The following is a 14,580-nucleotide window of genomic DNA, read 5'->3' on the forward strand; positions in this document are numbered from 1 at the left end:
GTCATCTTACTTTCATTAATTTAATGGTGTTGGCCCTGTTCCTGTAAATTAATTTTACAAAATAAACACCATTTGGCTCATTTACCAAATTAAAGGTCATCCGGTTGTTGGCGCCGATGGCATTGCCTGGCCTGGAGCTAATGAGCTGCCCGGCGGCGTTGTACAGGTTCACCTGCTGCAGGTCGGCCGGCCGCTCGTAAAAGCTGATCCATACCAGCCCGTCTGTCGGGTTGGGATGTACCAGTACGCCGGCCTGGCGAAGTTCCGGGTTGATATCTTTGGTGACGATCCGGATATTGTCTATATATATGTTATTCTCCGCATTTGAAATGTTTCGGAAAGCTACCTGGAATTTATCCCGGCCTACCAGGGCTGTCAGGTCCACCGAATCCCGGCGCCATTCGTTATTGGTGGGGATGAACTCATCCAGTACAGCGATGGGGCGGGTGATGAGGTTTTTGCCCCATTTTTTATAGGCCACGGCCCCTGTCTGGTGGCAGTCTTTGGTGACCAGCACCTGTAGGGTGTCCCACACGTTGCCGGTCATATCGGGATTGGAGTATACGGCTGCGGCCACATCGAAGAAGAGGAAAACGGAGTCGTGTCCCTGCGGGTCTATCACTGGTGTGAGCAGGTCGTCTGTCTGGTCGTTGACGTTATATCCTTTGTTGCGCACCAGTGCCGATGCCTGGCTGTTATGCCCTACGTTGCGGTCCCGTTCCCAGGTGAAGCTGCGATCAGGATTGTACAGGTCCCATCCCGGGGGTGGGAAGCTGTCCTGTTCAAAACCTTCTTCAAAGGGCAGCTGTACCTCCGCGTCGAAGTGAAAGCGGCTGGTGGTGGTGTCGTTGGCCACATTGGCGTCCGGTTGCCCGTTGGGCGACTGCGTATAGGCCTGGAGGTTATAGGCGCCTACCGCTACCTGTGAGGCCGGGAGGGGGACGTTTATGCTTTGCAGGCTGGGCAGGTTGCCCTGCCAGTTGTAGTTCACGAGTGCGCTGTTGTTGAGCCGGTAGAGGATACGCACCGAAGTAAGCGGGCGGGTACCTTTGTTACGCAGGGTCACTGCCGGCAAAATACGGTTATCACAGCGTTTGCCGGTTGCGCCGGTGACGGCGGTGAGTGCGGCATCGTTTTCCGGCAGCACGACGGGCGTGCAGCCCTCGGACGACATCAGGCTGCTGACGGTATTTTCCAGCACATCGCGTATCCGGCCTGCCTGTCCGGCGGTGAAGAGGTGCATACAGGCGTCGTCCGTGTAGTCCATATAGTTCATGAACATGATGCCCGGGAAATTGGGGCTGCAGTTGTCTGTCTGGGGAAAAGAGGGGCATCCGTAGGTGTTATCGCCTTGTACCGGCGTATCGGAGATGCCGTCATCTGCGGCGCAGCCGCCGCTGTCGTCGGCCCATATATGTCTCAATCCGAAGTAGTGGCCTATTTCGTGGGTGGTGGTGCGTCCCAGGTTATAGATGCGGCCTACGCTGCCGGTGGTGCCGAAGGCGGTGTAGAGCACTACCACGCCTTCCTGTTCTACGGGATAGCCTACGCCGGCAGGGGCGGCTACGCCGAGGTAATTGCCGGAAAGGCGGGTAACCCAGATGTTGAGATATTTCCGGGTGTCCCAGGCGTCGGAGCCGCCATATTGCGTGTATTTCGCGTCGGGGGCGCCGCCGCTGATATCGAAGCTGCGGCCTGCGGTTGTTTTAACGCGAACGATGCCCGTGGTGGGCTCGTCGCCGGGGGTACGCTGCGCCAGGCAGAAACTGATGCGGGTGTTACCGGTGACGGGCTGCCATACCGATGGCACCTGGCTGATGTCCGGGTTGGCGGCGTTATAGTCCTGGTTCAGCACGGTTATCTGTGAGAGGACCTGAGCGTCGGTGACGAGGTCCGGATTGTCCAGTACGATATGTACCACCACCGGAATAGTGACGTTTTGCGGCACGGCTTCGGTTTGCACCCGCATCATGCGGCGCTGCTGCCATAGCTGCATTTTCTTTTCGTTGTTGTCGATCACTTGTTGCAGGGAAGGATGTTGAAGCACCCGTTGCCGCAGGGCAATGGCGGTGCCGCATTTGCGCTGGCCGGTGGCAGCCACGCTGTAAAGTAAGGTAAACAGGATAATAAGATAGTGGCGCAAAGATGGTTGTTATTAGAGATGAATCAGATGGTTTTTCTGGTTTTGATGATGGTGTAATATACGGAGCGGAACCGGAATTTTTTTACAGTGGGGGCGGCGGGGCATAAAAAAGCCCTTCCGTCTAACGGAAGGGCCTCTTCATCACTCAGTTTCGTTTATATCATTACAGGTTGGCCTGTATTTTTTTCTCCAGAACAGATTTAGGTACTGCACCTACCTGTTTGTCAACTACCTGGCCATCTTTGATGAAAAGGATAGCAGGAATGCTGGTGATACCGTAGTCGATAGAGATCTGTGGGTTCACGTCTACGTTCACTTTACCGATGTTTACTTTACCGGCATAGTCTTTAGACAGTTCCTCGATAACCGGACCGATAGCGCGGCAGGGACCGCACCATTCTGCCCAAAAATCAACTACAGTCAGTTTATCGGAATTCAGCACTTCCGTCTGAAAGTTCGCGTCTGTGAATTCTAAAGCCATAAGATATTATAATTTAAAGGTGTTTATTAATGATTGTTTTTGATTGTTTACTGGTGTATTAGATCAAATCTTGAACCGAGTGCAAATTACTGCTTTTTTGACATCTTACTTATTGATAATCTCGATATACACATCGAGGTCCGGTTGTTTTCGCAGGAAATGCGCCAACTCGTCATTCATCTCGATGTTCTTGTTGAAAGTATGCAGTTTCACCTGCATATTATCGTCTATATCCACGAGTTGCATGTGCAGGGTACTGCTGCCGGGGAAGCGGTTCACGTTTTCCACGAGGAAGTCGACCGTTTCCCGGTTCAGGTGTTTGGGGGAAGTAGCGAGAAACACTTGTTTGGTATGTGTTTTCTTCACTTCCTGTAGCAGCTGGATGCTGTTTACCTTGAACTCGTATTCGTTGTCATTAAAGCGTTTGGATTTAAACCCGCCGTTGATGAACAGGCAGAGGCCGGGCTTGAGGTAGGGGGCGAACCGGATGAAGTCTTCGCTCCACAGGGCAAATTCGAACTTACCGGAGTAGTCTTCGATGGTCATGATACCGAATTGCCGGTTGTTGCGGGAAATCCTTTCCTGGGCGTTGGTCACGTACACCGCCAGGCGGAAGTTACGCTCGCGGGAGCGGCCGCCGCTGCTGCCGGGCGTGCTTATTTCTCCCTGATACTCAATGAGTTCCTGCACAGTGTTCATGTGATAGTGCTTCAACTCAAAACGATAGTCGTCCAGCGGGTGGCCGGAGATATAGATACCGGTGATGTCGCGTTCGTTGTTGAGTTTCATGATCAGCGGCCACGGGTCGCAGTTGGGTATTTTGGGCGGTTCCACGTCCGGCATTTCGGCGTCGCCGAAGAGGCTGCCGATGTTGGAAGAGCCTGCGGACACCTGCTGACCGAATTTCACGATTCTGTCGAGGCCGCTCATGGGTTCGTTTTCCGGCTTATGGAAATACTGTGCCCGGTGGAATTCCGGGAAGCAGTCGAAGGCGCCGGACATGATCAGGGCCTCCAGTGATTTTTTATTAACGGCGCGTTGGTTCACGCGTTTGATAAAGTCAAATACATTTTTGAAGGGGCCGTCTTTTTTCCTTTCTTCCAGGAGGTTTTCCACGGCTGCTTCGCCTACGCCTTTCAGGCCGCCGAGGCCGAAACGGATATGGCCTTTTTTGTTCACGGCAAAACCTTTCAGGGATTCGTTCACATCCGGCGGTAATACGTCGATGCCCATGCGTTTACATTCTTCCATGAAGAAGGTGATCTTCTCTATGTTGCTGGCGCAGTTCAGTACGGACGCCATGTATTCGGAAGGGTAGTGGGCTTTCAGGTAGGCGGTCTGGTAGGCCACGAAAGCGTAGCAGGTAGCGTGCGATTTGTTGAACGCATAGGAGGCGAAGGCTTCCCAGTCGGTCCATACTTTTTCGCATACTTTCAGGTCATACCCGTGTGTGGAGCAGCCTTCCATGAACTGGGCCTTCATCTTGTTCAGTACCGCGATTTGTTTTTTACCCATCGCTTTACGGAGGATGTCGGCATCACCACGGGAGAAGTTGGCCAGTTTCTGGCTGAGCAACATTACCTGTTCCTGGTATACGCAGATACCGTAGGTTTCCGCCAGGTGTTCCTCCATGTCCGGAAGGTCGAAGGTTACCGGCTCCAGGCCGTGTTTACGGCGGATGAAGGACGGGATGTACTCGAGCGGGCCCGGGCGGTACAGGGCGTTCATTGCGATGAGGTCATCGAAACGGTCCGGTTTCAGTTCACGGAGATATTTCTGCATACCGGGCGACTCGAACTGGAACGTGGCGTTGGTTTCGCCTTTCTGGTACAGTTCGTAGGTGAGGGCGTCGTCCAGCGGGATGTTGTCGATTTCAATTTCCACGCCGTGGTTCATGCGGATCAGTTCCAGTGCACCTTTGATGATGGTCAGGGTTTTCAGCCCCAAAAAGTCCATCTTGATAACACCGGCGGATTCGATGATGCTGCCTTCAAACTGGGTGACCAGGAGGTCGGAGTCTTTGGCGGTGGACACGGGAATGAGGTCGTAGAGGTCCTGCGGTGCGATAATGATACCGGCCGCGTGGATACCGGTGTTACGTACAGACCCTTCCAGTACGCAGGCTTCGCGGAGCACTTCGCCCTGGAGGTCTTCGCCTTTGATCAGTTCGCGCAGGCGTTTTACGTTTTCGATGTCTTCCCCGGCGAGGCCTTCTTTGTCGGCGAGGCTTTTTTCGCCATCCAGCGGCGCGTTGAAGATACGGTCCAGCTGGATGCCGGGTTTCTCCGGTACCAGTTTGGCCAGCGAGTTGGATTCCACCAGCGGCAGGTCCATTACGCGGGCTACGTCCTTGATACTCATTTTGGCGGCCATGGTACCGTAGGTGATGATTTGCGCTACCTGGTTACGGCCATATTTCTGTACAACGTAGTCGATTACTTTCTGACGGCCTTCATCGTCGAAGTCCGTATCAATATCGGGCATGCTCTTACGGTCCGGGTTGAGGAAACGTTCGAACAGCAGGTTGTATTTGATCGGGTCTATATTGGTGATGCCGATGCAGTAGGCCACGGCGGAGCCGGCGGCGGAACCACGGCCGGGGCCGATGAAAACGCCCAGGTCGCGTCCGGCTTTGATGAAGTCGGATACGATGAGGAAGTAACCGGCAAAACCCATGTTTTCGATTACCTGCAACTCAAAGTTGATACGTTCTTCAATGTCGGCGGTCATTTCCCGGTACCGGGTGCGGGCTCCTTCGTAGGTGAGGTGCCGCAGGTACTGGTCCTGCGTCAGGAATTCTTTCGGGATGGGGAAGTTGGGCAGCAGGATATCGCGCTTCAGGTCCAGCAGCTGTATTTTGTCCACGATCTCGTTGGTATTGTCTATCGCCTGGGGGAGGTCGTGGAACAGCGCGGTCATTTCCTCCGTGGTCTTAAAATAGAACTGATCGTTATAGAAAGCGAAGCGGGTGTTTTTAGGCGCCGCTTCATCATCGGAAAATTCTTTATTGGTAGGGGTGCTTTTTTTCTCGCCGGTGTTGATACAGAGCAGGATATCGTGTGCGTTGGCATCTGCCTGGTCCACATAGTGGGAGTCGTTGGAGGCGATGATTTTCACGTTGTATTTGGCGGCGTATTTCAACAGCACATGGTTTACCTGGTCCTGCTCAGGGATGCCATGGCGTTGCATTTCCACGTAGAAGTCGTCCCCGAAAATGTCGAGCCACCATTTGAATTCCTTTTCGCCTTCCTCTTCTCCTTTGCGCAGGATGGTTTTGGGCACAGAGGCGCCAAGGCAGCAGGTAGTGGCGATCAGGCCTTTGTGGTATTGTAATATCAGCTCTTTGTCGATACGCGGATATTTACCGTAGAGCCCTTCCATATAGCCGAGGGAGCAGAGTTTGATCAGGTTGCGGTAACCTTCGTCATCTTTGGCCAGCAGCACCTGGTGATAACGGATATCTTTTTCTTCGCGTGTAAAAGCGCGTTTGTGGCGGTTTTCCACGAGGTAGAACTCACAGCCAACGATGGGTTTTACCTTGAGTCTTTTATCCTTGGGATCACCCGGGTTCAGTTTATTGTTATACGCTTCTGCCACAAACTGGAAGGCACCAAACATATTTCCATGATCGGTGATGGCCAGTGCCGGCTGATTGGAGGCCATGGCTTTTTTGTACAGCGATTTGATATCAGCTGCACCATCCAGTAATGAAAATTGCGTGTGTACGTGTAAGTGGGAAAAGATCATCGCTAAGCTGTTTCGTCAGGCGTCAAAAGTACGACAGAAATTACGAATTACGAATTACGAATTACGAATTGAGGGTTGTTTTTTGGAGCAGTTAATAACGAACCGCTTTTATAAAACAGCTACCAATTCGTAATTCGTAATTCGTAATTCGTAATTTCTGTAGTATTTTAGCGCAAAATTTTTTTAACCAGACACTATGATGCGTATCAAGGGACATTTATGGATGAAATTATCGGTTTGTGCAATGGTATTGGGTTCCTGTTCTACCATCAAAAGTACTGCCAGGCGTGATCATACGCCGACGGTGTCTGAGCCCCGCCGCATTACTTTCATCGATCATATCAATACCCCGTCCCGCGGGCGTGGTGGCTCCGGCGGGACCAAAAGTGTGGGCATTGGTAAAAATATTACTTATGCCAGCGCCAACCTGGAGAACGCACAGAGCTGGCAGTTCAAGTATGCGCAGCTGCTGGACGTGCCGGTAGAGAATGTGCTGAATTTCAGCTTGTATAATTTTATAGAAGAATGGTGGGGCACGCCTTACCGGCTGGGTGGCAAAAGCCGCGACGGCATTGACTGTTCCGGTTTTGTGAATACACTGGTAAGCTCGGTGTTCCAGTTTGCGCTGACCGGCAATTCAGCGGAATTATACAGCAAGGTAAGGCAGCATCTGAAAGGTCGTGACCTGAGAGAGGGCGATTTGGTGTTCTTCAAAATTCATCACAAGCGTATCTCCCATGTGGGCGTCTATCTCGATAATGACAAATTTGTGCATGCTTCCACCAGCAGCGGCGTTATGATCAGCGATCTGAATGAGCCGTACTGGAAGCGGTATTTCGTTGGTGGCGGGCGTCTCTAATAGCGCAGCCCTATCTTCCCTTTCACAATTTCCCAGGCATTGTTGACATCTTCCGACAACCGCGTGCCGATCACGGCGGCGCCGAACAGTCCCATGAAAAGGAAGGAGCGCACGATGGTGTCTACATACATGTTCAACATAAACGGCAGCAGTTGCACCAGCAATACGCCGCCTACACCCAGCAGCAGCGCGTACAGCGTTTTGAGGCTCAGGGGCTGCATGCCGAAACGGACCCAGATGAAGAGATAACGCGCGAGATTGAAGATAGCGACGGTGATGAGGTCTGCATAAGCTGCACCAATGGTGCCGATGCGCTTTTGCAGATATAAGTTGAAGAAAAAGGAGATAAATACGACTACGATAGAGCTGACGAAATCAAAGCGCCAGTAGTTGGACGTTTGTATGATCTGGTTGTTGATACCGGTGATAAGATCTATCATTTTCGCCAGTCCAAGGATAAAGATGATGTGCACGATCATGTCCCAGCCGGGGCCCAGGTACAGTACCAGGTTGTGGACTGACAGCCAGATGGCGCCGAAAATGCCGACGCCGGCGATGGACAGGGTGATGGAGCTTTTGGTATACAGTTCCTGTATTTTGGCCATGTCCCTGTTTTTCCAGGCAGAGGCCAGGATGGGCGTGGTGATGGCGTACATGCTGCGTTGCGGCACTTCCATGAAACTGATCACAAAGGTGGCGTAGGAAAACAGGCCGGCGTGTTCCAGGCCGCTGATGCTGCTGATGATGAGGATGTCATTGGTTTTCCGGAGCAGGGTGAACACATTGGAAGAGAACACATAGCTGCTGAAGATGAACATGCGTTTTCCCAGCCGGCGGGTAACGTTGCTGATGCCGCCGCTGCTGAGCTTCAGCTGGCCCGTGCGCCAGAGGATCACCAGCAGGGCAATGGAAGCTACCGCGTAGGGCAGGCTGAACACACTAATATATTGGGTGAAGCTGATATGGGCGAAAGCGAATACCAGCAGCATCAGGGTAGAGATAATGCGGATGCCGCCTTCTTTGAGGAAATTGGACGTAACGGTTTTATGGAGGCCCCAGGCGAAACCTTCCAGCATGTTAAAAGCCAGGATGAAGAAGGTGAGTGGGTAAATGGCGGAAAAATAGGTAATAAAGAGCGGCGAGTTGCCGCTGAACTTGCGGATGATGAGCCCTTTGAAGACAATGGAGAAGAGGATAAACAGCGCAAATCCTATCAACGACACGATCAGGGTAAGTTTGGGCAGGTCGTTTTTCTCCGGTTTGAGGTAGTCGTGGTAGAAGGGGAAGAACTTATTAATCACCGGCACGGCACCCAGGGAGGCCACCGTGGCAAGGAGGGTGCTCACATCGATCAGTACGCGGGTAAGGCCGATTTCCTCTTTGGAGAAGATTTTCGGCATCAGCATGATCAGGTTGACTGCGCCGAAGGCAAACCCTATGTAGATGAATATGGATGAATAAAAGCTCTGTTTTCGGATGATGCCCATTGCCTGTTTTATGAAGCGCAAATATAGAAAGAATCTTCCAGCGGGGCGGTTTGTGTTAGGAATTGTGTATGAAAGCACAACAAGTAAGTAATTTTTTTTATGGTTTTTGCAGATCTCCCAATAATGAATTTATTTTGTAAGGTACTAATAGTGCCGGCGCTGTCGGCAGTATTATAATCATTAGCGTATGTCTACATTAGCACCGATTATTTTTTTCGCCTATAAGCGGCCGGAGATTACCAGGAAAGCCCTGGAGAGCCTGGCGCTCAATCCGGAAGCAGGGGAGAGTGAGTTGTATGTATTTGCGGACGGGCCAAAAGAAGGTGCAACCGAAGAGACATTGCAGCAGATTGCCGCTACCCGGCAGGTGATCCGCAGCCGCAACTGGTGCGGCACCGTACACATTGCGGAGCGGGTACAAAACTATGGCCTGGCCCAATCAGTGATCACCGGTGTGACGGAAGTCATTGAGAAACATGGCAAAGCGATTGTGGTAGAAGACGACCTGGTATTGTCGCCCTACTTTCTCAAATATATGAACGAGGGGCTGGACCTGTATGAAGATGAGCCACAGGTGGCTTCTATTCACGGGTATGTGTACCCGTTGGGGGAGAAAATGCCGGAGACCTTTTTTATACGGGGGGCCGACTGCTGGGGATGGGCTACCTGGGCCCGTGCCTGGAAACAGTTTGAGCCGAACGGGCAGAAACTGTATGATGCCATCCGCCTGAAAGGTGAAGGAAGGGCGTTCGACTTTAATGATACCTATAGTTACATGAAAATGTTGCGTAAGCAGATCGGCGGCCAGAACGACTCCTGGGCTATCCGCTGGTATGCGTCCGCTTTTTTGAAGAATATGCTGACTTTGTACCCGTCCCGCTCACTGGTACAGAACATTGGCGGTGATGAATCGGCCACACACATGGATGAGGCTGATACGGGGAATTTTGAAGTGGAGCTGTCCCCCTCGCCGGTAATATTACAGAAATTACCTATGGAGGCCAGTGTACAAGGCACAGCCGCCTTTGAGACCTATTTCAGATCCATCAAACCGGGCTTCGTTCAACGGCTGAAGCGGTTTATCAAAAAGCGGTAGCCGCAGCCCGGGGCCTCAGCCCCGGGCGTGCAAAATGGTCCGACGCTCAAAACACCATATACATGCGCAATGACAACCGGAATTATGACTATTCGGGGATTCCAGCCAACAGAAGACCGGAATACAGTAAAATCATCAGTTTACTGGAGACAGGAAGCAAAGTACTGGACCTGGGCTGTGGCAACGGCTTGCTGATAGAGGCCATGCAACAGGAAAAACAATGTCAGTGCAAAGGCATGGAGCTTTCCGGGTCCGGCGTGGAGATCTGCCGGCAGAAAGGCCTGGACGTGATCACAGGGCGTATTGACGAGACATTGCCTTACGGCGACAATGAATTTGACGTGGCGGTGTGCAATGTGACTATCCAGATGGTGATGTACCCGGAGAAATTGTTGGCCGAAATGAAACGGGTTTCCCGTTATCAGATCGTCTCATTTCCTAACTTTGCGTATTTTATGAACCGCATTGACATGCTTCTGCATGGGAGAATGCCCCGGCGGATGCTGTTTGGCTACCGGTGGTATAATACCGGCCATATCCACCAGTTGTCTGTCAGGGACTATCATGAGCTGTTGCAGGCGGTAGGCGGATTACAAATGAAACGGAAGCTGTACGTGTCGGCCGGCTTTAAGCCGATCGACCTCCTGGGCGGCCTGTTTCCCGGATGGTTCCGCAAAACCGTCATCCTGGAAACGGTGAAGGCATAAAACCTGATTATGAACGAAAGAGATACTACATTATATTATTGTACGCTGTTTGACAGTAATTATTTGTCCCGTGGGCTGGCCATGTACACTTCGCTGGCGGCCGTGTGCTCAGATTTTCACCTGTATGTTTTTGCTTTCGACGACAAATGCCTGTCCGTATTACGGAAGATGGCGCTGCCACACCTGACCGTGATCTCACTGGCGGAATTTGAAGACCCGGAGCTGCTGAAGGTGAAACCAACCCGTAACCGGGCGGAATACTGCTGGACCTGTAGCTCTTCCACCATTCTTTACTGCATTCAGCAGTTTCAGCTGCCACATTGTACCTATATCGATGCGGACCTGTATTTTTACAACGATCCCCGCGTGCTGATGGAGGAAATGGGCAACCACTCCGTGCTGATCACCGAGCACCGGTATACGCCGCAATACGACAAAAGCAGGTTAAGCGGCAAATACTGCGTGCAGTACATCACTTTCCGCAACAACCGCTGGGGCATGGAAGCTTTACAGTGGTGGCGCAATGCGTGCCTCGACTGGTGCTACGACCGCCACGAAGATGGTAAGTTCGGCGACCAGAAATACCTGGACGACTGGACTACCCGCTTTATGAACGTATGGGTGATGGAGAACCCGGGCGGCGGCCTGGCGCTGTGGAATATCCAGCAATACGACGTGTTTAAAAACGGCGAAAAGTTACGTTGCCGCGAAATCAGTACCGGTAAAGAGTTTGACCCGATATTTTATCATTTCCATTACCTGAAGTATTTTACCGATAATACCATAGAACTGGGCAGACGTATCATCACGCCGGCCGTTAAAAAACTGTTCTATGAACCGTATATCGTGGAACTGGAAAAAAGCAAACGGCAGATACAGGCGACAGACCCGTCTTTCGATCCACATGGCGCAAGACCCAGGCCGGCCGGACTGAAAGCCACGCTGGTGACCATCTGGCGCAAACTGAGAAATGTTTATCATATATATCCCCTGAAGGAATCCGGGATTTAAATACAACGTATGGCATATACTATTGATCTGACGACACACAGTGATAAACGGGGGAACCTTACTGTCATCGAAAAACAGATCCCTTTTTCTATCAAGAGGATCTTTTATATCTATGGCGTGGATGATTCCGTAAGAGGGGGCCACCGCCATCATCATACCATACAGGCCGCTATCTGCGTGCATGGCAGCTGTATTGTATCCAACAATAACGGTAAAGGAGAAAAGACCGACTTTGTGCTGGACCATCCCAACAAATGCCTGATCCTGGAGCCGGAAGACTGGCATACCATGCACCACTTTACCCCCGATGCGGTATTGCTGGTGATGGCATCCACGCCTTTCGACCCGGCTGATTATATTTACGAACCTTATGACAACGCTGACAGGTTATGATCGATTATGAAAACCTCGGCTTGCTGAACAAGCCTTTCTTCGATGAATTCAAAGCTGCTTTCAGCGACACGCTGGAAAGCGGTTGGTATATACTGGGCAATAAAGTAAAGGAATTTGAGACTGCCTATGCGCAGTATCATAACGTGAAACACTGCCTCGGACTGGCCAACGGCCTCGATGCGCTGATCCTGGCCCTGCGTGCGTTTAACTTCGCACCGGGCGATGAGGTGATCGTGCCTTCCAATACCTACATCGCCACCATCCTGTCTATCGCACAGTGCGGCCTTAAACCCGTGCTGGTGGAGCCGGATATCCATACGTACAACATCGATCCGGAGAAAATTCCGGCGGCCATTACGCCCCGTACCCGCGCCATCATGGTAGTACACCTGTACGGCAAAAGCTGCGAGATGGACAAAATAATGGCCATCAAGGAAAAACATAACCTCGTACTGATCGAAGACTGTGCACAGTCACACGCAGCCTCTTTCAAAGGGCAGCTGACCGGCACCTTTGGCGAGTTCGGGGCATTCAGCTTTTATCCTACCAAAAACCTCGGCGCCCTCGGCGACGCAGGCGCCATCCTCTGTAACGACGATGAACTGGCCACCGCCATCCGCCGGCTGCGTAACTACGGCTCCGATGTAAAATATTACAACGAAGTGGTAGGCTACAACTCCCGGCTGGATGAAGTGCAGGCTGCTTTCCTCAGCGTGAAGTTCAAATATCTCGCACAGATCACCGAACATAAACGCAAGCTGGCAGACATCTACCACCAGGGATTAAAAAGCGATTTTATTAAACCCGTGGTACATCCGGATTATTTTGATGTTTACCATATCTATAATATCCGTCATGAGCGCAGGGATGAACTGAAGCAGTTCCTGCTGGACAATGGCGTGAAAACAGATATTCACTATCCGCTGCCGCCGCATCATCAGAAAGCCATGAAAGGCATTATTGAAGGTACTTCCTATCCGATATCGGAAGAGATACACCGTACCACGCTGAGCCTGCCGTGTTCCTACTGCCACACCACAGCGGACATCGAGAAAGTGGTGGAAGTGATCAACAAATTTTAAAGGAATAACAGTGACGGATAAACGATCATCACCGGTTGTCAGCATTATCACCGTATGTTACAATGCAGGCAGGTTTATAGAAAGCACCATCCGGAGCGTGCTGGCACAAACCTACCCGCATATCGAGTACATCATCGTGGATGGCGCCTCGAAAGACAATACCATGGAGGTGATAGCATCTTACCGCTCCCGCATCGCGAAAGTAGTGTCGGAAAAAGACAACGGCCTGTATGACGCCATGAACAAAGGGATGCAGCTGGCTACCGGCGAATACCTGCTGTTCCTTAATGCCGATGACACGCTGGCAGAGGACACCGTCATCGAAAAGATGCTGGCTAAATGTCCGGATGCAGATGTGTATTACGGAGAAGCCCTGTTCATGGATGAACAGGGGAAGGAGCTGGGACTGCGGTCTGAACAAACGCCGCATAAAGTGCCGGCGCAGCTCAACTGGAAAAGCCTGAAACATGGTATGGTAGTGTCTCACCAGGCCTATATCATCCGCAGGCGGTTGAGCCCTCTGTATGACCTGCAATACAAAGTATGTGCGGACATCGACTGGATGATCCGTACACTGAAAGCCTCCCGGAATATTTGCAATACGCATATCACTGTATCGAGATTCAGGGTGGGCGGCACTTCCAAGCAACGTCAACAACTGGCGTGGAAGGAGCGGTATAAAATTCTTAGTCGTTACTACGGCCATATCCCCAATTTTACGCATCACCTGTTCATTGGCCTGCGGTATATCTTCTCTAAAAAATATTAACAGATTTTACGCTCTTCCGGTGGTCATCTCTTTTATTTTGAGATGCCCGCCGGCATTTCCATATATACCGGGAAATGCTGAATTTATTTTTATTTTTGACGGTAACAACCAAAATGTCAACCAGCAATTTTTAATGGGTCACACAAGATTTCTAAGAGAAGAAGAGGATGCCCGGCTATCGGAGCAGGTCTTGCTGGAGCGGTCCGCCAATGGCGACAGGCGGGCTTATGAGGTGCTGTATACCCGTTATCTCCCCAAATTACACCACTATATCTACCGTTTTACCAGCCTGCCGGAAGAAGATATCATGGACATCTGCCAGGACCTGTTCCTGAAGATCTGGGATAAGAAAGAACTCCTGATCACGGTGAAATCGCTGGATGGATATCTGAAACGCGCCGGTAAAAATGCGTTACTCGACCGGTTGAAGCATGGTCATTTCAAGACGGACCTGCACCAGCAATATAGCCGCGGCAAAGAGCTGTACAGGGCCGTTACGGAAGAGAAGTTGCAGTTCTCGGAATATAGTCGCCTGGCGCAGCAGGCCATCAGCCGGTTACCCGTCCGGAAACAGGAAATATTCCGGCTGCGCATGGAACAGGATTATTCGTTGGATGAAATTGCCTCGTTGCTGGGCATGTCCAAGTCGAGGGTAAAACAGTCGTTGTATGAGGCCAAAGAGGATATCAGGGCATTTCTAAAGAAAAATGGCGCCCTGATGTTATTGCTGCTGATCGCCCACAAATAATTTTTTCCCTTCCACCAGATCTTTTGCCTTTGAGGATCGTCTTTCTATAAAACGACC

12 protein-coding genes are annotated in these 14,580 nt (G+C 51.3%); 8 read left to right on the forward strand and 4 right to left on the reverse strand.

The window, feature by feature from the left end:
- Position 1 precedes the first annotated feature (1 nt).
- From B5D63_RS08640 to dnaE, 3 genes are all read right to left on the reverse strand, one after another.
- Positions 2–2,143 (reverse strand): M43 family zinc metalloprotease, encoded by a 2,142-nt coding sequence (locus B5D63_RS08640; protein WP_078668304.1) that lies wholly within the window; start codon positions 2,141–2,143, stop codon positions 2–4.
- A 163-nt stretch (positions 2,144–2,306) separates the two neighbouring features.
- Positions 2,307–2,624 (reverse strand): thioredoxin, encoded by a 318-nt coding sequence (gene trxA, locus B5D63_RS08645; RefSeq protein WP_078668305.1) that lies wholly within the window; start codon positions 2,622–2,624, stop codon positions 2,307–2,309.
- A gap of 105 nt (positions 2,625–2,729) precedes the next feature.
- On the reverse strand, positions 2,730–6,371 hold the full coding sequence (dnaE, locus tag B5D63_RS08650; RefSeq protein ID WP_078668306.1) for a DNA polymerase III subunit alpha: 3,642 nt from the start codon (positions 6,369–6,371) through the stop codon (positions 2,730–2,732).
- 196 nt (positions 6,372–6,567) lie between these two features.
- On the opposite strand from dnaE, the gene B5D63_RS08655 reads away from it, so the two are divergent.
- Positions 6,568–7,230: a C40 family peptidase gene (locus B5D63_RS08655; protein ID WP_078668307.1), complete on the forward strand. Its 663-nt coding sequence runs from the start codon at positions 6,568–6,570 to the stop codon at positions 7,228–7,230.
- On the opposite strand, the gene B5D63_RS08660 is transcribed toward B5D63_RS08655, so the two are convergent.
- The gene (locus B5D63_RS08660) at positions 7,227–8,717 is read right to left on the reverse strand and encodes a lipopolysaccharide biosynthesis protein (protein WP_078668308.1); all 1,491 of its coding nucleotides are present in this window, start codon (positions 8,715–8,717) and stop codon (positions 7,227–7,229) included. The two genes, B5D63_RS08655 and B5D63_RS08660, sit on opposite strands and share 4 nt — an antisense overlap.
- Before the next feature lie 187 nt (positions 8,718–8,904).
- On the opposite strand from B5D63_RS08660, the gene B5D63_RS08665 reads away from it, so the two are divergent.
- From B5D63_RS08665 to B5D63_RS08695, 7 genes are all read left to right on the forward strand, one after another.
- Positions 8,905–9,813 carry a glycosyltransferase family protein gene (locus B5D63_RS08665; protein WP_078668309.1) on the forward strand — a complete coding sequence of 303 codons (909 nt, stop codon included), beginning with the start codon at positions 8,905–8,907 and terminating at the stop codon, positions 9,811–9,813.
- Between the two features lie 62 nt (positions 9,814–9,875).
- Positions 9,876–10,520, forward strand: a complete 645-nt coding sequence (locus tag B5D63_RS08670; protein ID WP_078668310.1) for a methionine biosynthesis protein MetW — start codon at positions 9,876–9,878, stop codon at positions 10,518–10,520.
- Positions 10,521–10,529: 9 nt separating this feature from the next.
- On the forward strand, positions 10,530–11,531 hold the full coding sequence (locus tag B5D63_RS08675; RefSeq protein ID WP_078668311.1) for a glycosyl transferase: 1,002 nt from the start codon (positions 10,530–10,532) through the stop codon (positions 11,529–11,531).
- Positions 11,532–11,540: 9 nt separating this feature from the next.
- Positions 11,541–11,924 (forward strand): sugar 3,4-ketoisomerase, encoded by a 384-nt coding sequence (locus B5D63_RS08680; RefSeq protein ID WP_078668312.1) that lies wholly within the window; start codon positions 11,541–11,543, stop codon positions 11,922–11,924.
- Positions 11,921–13,006, forward strand: coding sequence for a DegT/DnrJ/EryC1/StrS family aminotransferase (locus tag B5D63_RS08685; RefSeq protein WP_078668313.1), 1,086 nt, complete (start codon positions 11,921–11,923; stop codon positions 13,004–13,006). Before B5D63_RS08680 ends, B5D63_RS08685 begins: the two co-directional genes overlap by 4 nt.
- A 10-nt stretch (positions 13,007–13,016) precedes the next feature.
- Entirely contained in the window at positions 13,017–13,775 is a 759-nt protein-coding gene (locus B5D63_RS08690) for a glycosyltransferase family 2 protein (protein WP_159455943.1), read from the forward strand.
- A gap of 133 nt (positions 13,776–13,908) precedes the next feature.
- Entirely contained in the window at positions 13,909–14,523 is a 615-nt protein-coding gene (locus tag B5D63_RS08695) for an RNA polymerase sigma factor (RefSeq protein ID WP_143312816.1), read from the forward strand.
- Positions 14,524–14,580 lie beyond the last annotated feature (57 nt).

The sequence above is a fragment of the Chitinophaga eiseniae genome (assembly GCF_900167135.1).
Lineage (GTDB): Bacteria > Bacteroidota > Bacteroidia > Chitinophagales > Chitinophagaceae > Chitinophaga > Chitinophaga eiseniae.

What these genes read in the sequence shown, in the direction of transcription:
- B5D63_RS08680 (WP_078668312.1), top strand. Translation starts at nt 11,541, where the DNA reads ATGGCATATACTATTGATCTGACGACACACAGTGATAAACGGGGGAAC.
- B5D63_RS08685 (WP_078668313.1), top strand. Translation starts at nt 11,921, where the DNA reads ATGATCGATTATGAAAACCTCGGCTTGCTGAACAAGCCTTTCTTCGAT.
- B5D63_RS08665 (WP_078668309.1), top strand. Translation starts at nt 8,905, where the DNA reads ATGTCTACATTAGCACCGATTATTTTTTTCGCCTATAAGCGGCCGGAG.
- dnaE (WP_078668306.1), bottom strand. Translation starts at nt 6,371, where the DNA reads ATGATCTTTTCCCACTTACACGTACACACGCAATTTTCATTACTGGAT.
- B5D63_RS08655 (WP_078668307.1), top strand. Translation starts at nt 6,568, where the DNA reads ATGATGCGTATCAAGGGACATTTATGGATGAAATTATCGGTTTGTGCA.
- B5D63_RS08695 (WP_143312816.1), top strand. Translation starts at nt 13,909, where the DNA reads ATGGGTCACACAAGATTTCTAAGAGAAGAAGAGGATGCCCGGCTATCG.
- B5D63_RS08660 (WP_078668308.1), bottom strand. Translation starts at nt 8,717, where the DNA reads ATGGGCATCATCCGAAAACAGAGCTTTTATTCATCCATATTCATCTAC.
- B5D63_RS08675 (WP_078668311.1), top strand. Translation starts at nt 10,530, where the DNA reads ATGAACGAAAGAGATACTACATTATATTATTGTACGCTGTTTGACAGT.
- B5D63_RS08670 (WP_078668310.1), top strand. Translation starts at nt 9,876, where the DNA reads ATGCGCAATGACAACCGGAATTATGACTATTCGGGGATTCCAGCCAAC.
- trxA (WP_078668305.1), bottom strand. Translation starts at nt 2,624, where the DNA reads ATGGCTTTAGAATTCACAGACGCGAACTTTCAGACGGAAGTGCTGAAT.